At 34.9% G+C, this 5,803-nt stretch carries 4 protein-coding genes and 2 pseudogenes; all 6 read left to right on the top strand.

From position 1 onward, the window contains the following. Positions 1-537: 537 nt before the first annotated feature. The 6 genes and pseudogenes from U9P79_01990 to U9P79_02015 all read left to right on the top strand — a co-directional run bounded on the left by U9P79_01990 (position 538) and on the right by U9P79_02015 (position 5,803). Positions 538-2,844 (top strand): choice-of-anchor Q domain-containing protein, encoded by a 2,307-nt coding sequence (locus U9P79_01990; GenBank protein ID MEA2103400.1) that lies wholly within the window; start codon positions 538-540, stop codon positions 2,842-2,844. A 96-nt stretch (positions 2,845-2,940) separates the two neighbouring features. Beyond that, positions 2,941-3,606, top strand: a complete 666-nt coding sequence (locus tag U9P79_01995) for an HAD family phosphatase (protein MEA2103401.1) — start codon at positions 2,941-2,943, stop codon at positions 3,604-3,606. A gap of 4 nt (positions 3,607-3,610) precedes the next feature. Further along, positions 3,611-4,828, top strand: a complete 1,218-nt coding sequence (locus U9P79_02000; protein MEA2103402.1) for an FtsX-like permease family protein — start codon at positions 3,611-3,613, stop codon at positions 4,826-4,828. A 188-nt stretch (positions 4,829-5,016) separates the two neighbouring features. After that, positions 5,017-5,418 carry a site-specific integrase gene (locus U9P79_02005; GenBank protein ID MEA2103403.1) on the top strand — a complete coding sequence of 134 codons (402 nt, stop codon included), beginning with the start codon at positions 5,017-5,019 and terminating at the stop codon, positions 5,416-5,418. Between the two features lie 8 nt (positions 5,419-5,426). Beyond that, positions 5,427-5,687 (top strand): annotated as a pseudogene (locus U9P79_02010) (GIY-YIG nuclease family protein). Positions 5,688-5,704: 17 nt separating this feature from the next. Next, positions 5,705-5,803: pseudogene (locus U9P79_02015) on the top strand (recombinase XerC).

A 5,803-nucleotide genomic window follows, 5' to 3' on the forward strand; every position in this document is an offset into this window, starting at 1 on the left:
AAGATGTAATCCAAAATAATGGTTTATCTACCGTAACCTGGGATTGCACTGATAATAATGGTCGCAAAGTTAGTAGCGGAATCTATTTCTACAAGTTGGAATCCGACAAAAAGATTGCCATTAAGAAAATGGTAATAATTCAATAAGATAAAAAAAGACTTGAGTCGAAGCCACTCTTTTTGGATTTGACTTGAGGATTTTTTTGGATCACAACTTTGCGAAAGTTGTGCTGCCAAACAAATCGTGTATTGAAGGTTATCAGATCAAATCGGCTCTTTCATCTAATATGACAAGCTATAACTTTCGCAAAGTTTTTGGGTTTCGACCTCACCCCGACCCTTCCGCCATCTGGCGGATTCTTGCATTCAAGAAATTAATGGCAAAATATTTGGATAAGTTATTACCTATCAGATTTACATTACAAAAGACACCGAAGGTGTCAAATATGAATAACTGCCGATGAAATCGGTAGCAATAAAAATAATATGAGCGACTCTGAAAGGGTCGAATTAAAAGCGTATTCAAAGGAAAACTATTATGCAACAACAAAAAATATTTATCTTGCTAATTTTATTTTTATTTACTTCACTCTCTTTGCAGAGCAAATCCATTCGAACCGAGAAAGGGCGAGAAAGTTTCGAGTCAAAAAGTAACGAAAAGGATGTTGAATCGAAAAAAAAAAACAACCGCGAAACAATAATTGTAGATATCGAAGGAACTGGAAATTATACATCGATCCAGGAAGGAATAGATGCCGCAGCAGACGGTGATCTTGTCCTCGTCTATCCGGGGACATATTATGAGAATATCAATTACAATGGAAAGAATATTAGCGTTGCCAGTAAATATTATACAACCGGAGATGAATCATATATAGATAGTACTATTATTGATGGAAACCAAAATAACAGTTGTGTTATTGTTAATTCGGGAGAAACTAATGCAGAGATTATTGGTTTTACTGTGCAACATGGTAGTGGCTTAGGTAGTATTTATGGTTATTACGGGGGAGGATTATATATAGATGGAGCATCATTTTCTATTAAATTCTGTAGTATATTAAACAATATCTCATCGGTTGGTGGGGGAATATCTTCAAATGAATGCCCTCAGTTATATATTGAAGGTACTTATATCATTAATAATATGGCATCAACAGCCGGAGGAGGATTAGCTAAAGGAAATGATGATGTATTTATTGATTTTTCAGAAATTAATAAGTGTAATATTTACAATAATTATTCACCAATAGGAAGTGATATATATAACCATAACGGAGATATGTATGTCCTTTTAGATACTTTTACTGTTCAAGAGCCTAATAAATTTTACGTATATTCACGAGAAGATGAGATAACGATGGAGGTTGAAAATCACAAAATAGAAACTATAAATCAGGATTTGTATGTAAGTCCGGAAGGAAATAACAATAACAGCGGTTTATCACCGGATGATCCGTTACAAAATATTTACAATGCTTTAATAAAGATAAAGTCGGACAGCACCCATCCGAATACTATCCATCTAGCAGAAGGTTTTTATTCTCCGTCGAATACAGGAGAATTCTTTGCTCTCGGTGGTAAAGAATATATTTCTATTATTGGGGCAGGGAAAGAGGAAACTATAATTGATGCGGAACAAACTGGAAGGTTGGTTACTATAATTGAAAAAAATAATGTTATAATAAAGAATTTAACACTACAACATGGTCTTCAATTGAATACAGGAGGGTTGTCTGTAGATGGTTCTAATGTAATTATTAAAAATGTAATTCTAAAAGATAATATTTCTAGTGATGAATATTCTGAATCACATATTAATACTTATAATTATTGCAATCCAATATTTGAGAATGTAAATATACTGACAACATACGAACAGGTAAATGGAAGAGCAACTAGGGCATCTCTTGGAAGCAATCCCCTATATTTGAATTGTAGAATTGAAGGTAATCATACAAATCCTGAAATAGGAAATTTTGGAGCTGGGTCTTGTGTAAATAATTCTTGCCCAACTTTCATAAATACTCTAATTGCAGATAATAGTGCGGATATTTGCAGTGGTATTGCCCAGTTATGGAGCTATGAAGATATGTATTTTATCAATTGCACAATTGTAAACAATGGAAACTGTTCCGAAGGTACAATAAGATTGGTAGAAGATAGTCATGTTACCTTAATAAATACAATCCTGAGAAATGATCCCTACACGGAAATATATTTTTGTCCTACGGGTCCTCCCAACTCCGCCAGAATAAAATACTGCAATATTGAGAATGGGATTAATGCAATAAATACAAACAACAATGGCACAATCAACTGGGGAGATGGTAATATAGATGAAGACCCGATGTTCGTGGGCGGAGATCCGTTCAGTTATGAACTCACCGAAGATTCGCCTTGCATAGACGCCGGCACACCGGATACAACCGGACTAAACTTACCGCAATTAGATTTGGCAGGAAACGGCAGAATTTACAACGGCAGAGTGGATATCGGAGCGTATGAATGGCATGAACATGGGATAAGTAATCCTGATACTTCATTTATTTATAAATTATATCTTTTCAAAAACCAGCCTAATCCGTTCAAAGATGAAACGGAAATATTATTCATCACCACAGACTATGAGCGCGTGGAAGATTATCAGCTCTCCATCTACAATGTGAGAGGGCAATTAGTAAAAAAATATAACGGGAAAAAAGACGATTTTTGGGCAAAGACCAAAATCGTTTGGGATGGGAAAGATAGAAATGGAAATGAAGTATCCCCCGGAACCTATTTTTATAAACTGGAGTACGGAAAGAATGCTGTTGTGCGGAAAATGGTGAAGGTTGGAGATTGATGGGAATTTTTGAAAACCTTGCGAATGGTTGATTGGCGGGAATTGGTGGACATTGGTGTTATATGAAAAATTATATAAACTTAAGATTGGAACAAAATGAATCTTGAAGCAGTAATTTTTGACCTTGACGGAACTTTGATCGATTCGATGGGAGTCTGGATTGAAGTTGATAAGGAATATCTCGGAAAAAGAGGTATTGAAACCCCTGATAATCTTTTTGATGATATCGAATCAGGAAACAGTTTTATTGAGGTCGCAGAATATTTTAAAAATAAATTTGATCTGCCCGACTCTTTGGAAACGATTATGAACGAGTGGACAGAAATGGTCAGATGGCATTATGAGAATGAAATTCCTCTAAAAAAAGGTGTGTTGGAATTTCTTGAATTTCTACAATCAAGTGAAATCAAGATGGGAATTGGCACCAGCAATTCGGATCAGTTGGCGAGAATAGTTCTAAAAGCAAATAGGGTGGACGATAAATTCGGAACAGTTACCGCCGGATGTAGAGAAATAAAAGGAAAACCATTTCCCGATATATTCTTAAGGGTTGCCTCTGATTTGGGAGTAAAGCCGGAGAATTGCCTTGTGATCGAGGATGTTTATGTGGGTGTTCTCGCTGCAAAAGCAGCCGGAATGACCGTTTTTGCAATACAAGATGAGCATGCGAAATATGAATGGGATAAGATTCAGGATGAAGCGGATTTTTCTGCAAGTAATTTTTCCGCAATCCACAAGCAATTAAAAAAAATATTAAGATAATGTAATGTATATTTGGCATCTCGCACTAAAATATATCAAATCAGAAAGACAAAGAGCGGTATCCTTAGGGAATTTGATCTCCATTATCGGAATCTTTCTCGGAGTCTTTGCCCTGGTTGTTGTCATGTCCGTCATGAACGGGCTGGAACAAGATATAACCAACAGAATTGTGGGGCTTCATTCGGAAATTAAGGTATTTGCAAATGATTATCAATCCTTCGGAAACTGGAGAAAAATTTCAAAACGCATCACCGAAGAGGAAAACCTGCAAATAAGTCCGGTTGCAAAACAAGAACTTATGCTGATGCATGATAAATACGTTTCCGGAACAATGTGCAAAGGCATTCAACTGGAGAAACACAAAAAAGTTACTCATTTGCAGGAGAATATTTATATCGGATATCCGGAACAGGAACAGATGGCAAACGGAATTATTCTCGGTTCTGATATTGCGCTTACTTTGCGTGCAAATATTGGGGACACGATAATGCTTGTCTCCCCAATCGCCGATCAGCCCACTCCTTTTGGACTTTTACCAAAAACCAAATCTCTCGAAATCATCGCTTTATTTCACACGGGAATTCCCGAATATGATCTGAAATATTCCTTTACAGACCTTTCTACTATACAAAATTTTATCGGGAAGGGAGATGTCATTTCGTCATTTGAGGTTAAAACGAAATCACCGAAAGTCTCTCTGAAAGTTGCCAAAAAATTGCAAAAAAAATTTGATAGCGAACTAATCGTTTCCGATTGGCGTGATTTTGAGAAACACCTTTTTACTGCGATAAAATTTGAAAAAAAAATTATGTTCCTCGTTCTTGTTCTCATATTTCTTGTAGCTGCCTTTAATATGATCGGAAACTATCTCCGTCTGATTTCTCAAAAATATGGAGATATAGGCATTTTGAAAGCTCTTGGGTCAAAGAATAAAGATGTGGTAAGAATATTCATTATAAATGGCGTAGTTATCGGCTCTGCAGGAATTTTGCTCGGGCTTACAACTTCACTCGGTTTACTTTTTGCTCAAATCAAATGGAACTTTTTCAAAATCCCTATTTCAGGAATGCCATTCCGGAGCGTTCCCGTCAAAATAGAGCCGTTTGATATTATTCTTGTTGTAGCCGTTTCCGGAGTAATAACTCTATTAACTACAATTATTCCAGCAAAACGAGTTACAAAGATCGAACCAATCGAGGTGATTCGAAAAGGGGAAGAATAGTAAAAAAGACTAAAGACCAAAGATAACCACGAATTACACTAAATTACACGAAAATAGAGAAAAAGCAGTTCAGCAGGTCAGCATTTCAGCAATTCAGCATTTCAGCAGGTCAGCAGAAAATTAAATTTATTTTTCGATTAATTTGACATAAATATGAGGGGACGTAAATAAAAGCAAGGTAATAAAAAATGAAAAAGAATTCTATTAGATTTTCGGAAGAGTATTTACAGGCTTTAAAATTAAAGCATTATAGCGAACCAACGATTAAAACTTACGGTTTGCATTTTCAAAGATTCCTGAATTTTTATCCTGAAATAGAATTGGAAAATATTAAACAAGAACAAATCCGAAAGTACTTATTGTTCCTTGTTGAAGAAAAACACTACTCCACTTATTCACAAAACAATGCAATAAATGCAATTAAATTCTATTTTAGAGATGTAAAAAAATATTATTTCGATATTCCAAAAAACAAAGAGAGAAAATTTCCGGTTGTTTTGAGTAAAGAAGATGTTAAGAAAATAATAAACTGTACTAATAATCTAAAACACAAAACCATTCTTTCTACTATCTACCCCGTTGGATTATAGGATTAAAAATGTTCTATACTTATGTTTTATTTAGTCTTAAAGACAAGAGGCTCTACACAGGATATACAAAAGATTTAAAAAAATGAATAGAAATGCACAATAATGGAAAAGTAAGTTCTACAATCAATCGTCGTCCACTAAAACTTATTTATTACGAAGCTAGTTTGAATCAACAAGATGCTACAAGAAGAGAGAAATATCTCAAATCAGGTAATGGAAAAATTTATCTTAAAAATCGACTTAAAAATTTCTGGTGTAATATAAAATGAAATCCTACGGTGTGAATTCGGCAGGTATACGACTTTCGGAAGTTGTTAATCTTAAAATTGCCGATATTGATTCCGAGAGAATGCTTATTCAAATAAAAGGAGGAAAAGGCAAAAAA

This window comes from Candidatus Cloacimonadota bacterium (assembly GCA_034661015.1).
In the GTDB taxonomy this organism is placed as follows: domain Bacteria; phylum Cloacimonadota; class Cloacimonadia; order JGIOTU-2; family JGIOTU-2; genus JAYEKN01.